This window comes from Campylobacter sp. 2018MI01, assembly GCF_018501205.1.
Lineage (GTDB): Bacteria > Campylobacterota > Campylobacteria > Campylobacterales > Campylobacteraceae > Campylobacter_E.
Map to the genome: position 1 here is coordinate 1 of NZ_JAHCZE010000176.1, position 415 is coordinate 415.

1 protein-coding gene is annotated in these 415 nt (G+C 74.0%); it reads right to left on the minus strand.

All coding sequences use genetic code 11. The features are described from left to right. Positions 1-415 (minus strand): hypothetical protein (locus KJQ97_RS09555; protein ID WP_214120715.1); only part of this gene is annotated, 415 nt, incomplete at both ends.

The following is a 415-nucleotide window of genomic DNA, read 5'->3' on the forward strand; positions in this document are numbered from 1 at the left end:
CGTCCCCGTCCGTGACGCCGCCGACGGTCATGGTGAACAGGGCCGTGTCCATGCCCGAGTTCCCCAGAGCGATGTGGACCGCGTCCGGCACGCCGGGCACCTTCGTGAAGGCCGCCTGGACGCCGTCCGGGTCGCCGAACGTGCCGCACGTGTCGGCCAGCTTGCCGAAGGGCGCCAGCAGATCGGTGCCGTCGTCGGGGACCGCGACCATGCCGAACGCCCCGGCCTGGGAACCGGCCAGGCCGGTGACGGCGGCCGGGTCCACCTCGTACTGGGCCAGCGCACCGCCGAGCCCGGGCGCCTGCTGCGTGTTGATCTGCTCGATGAGGTCCGCGCAGGCGCCCGTGGGGGTGACGCCCGTCAGGCTCAGGCTGGTGCTGATCGGCTCGCCGCCGCCGCCGGCCTGGGTCTCCAT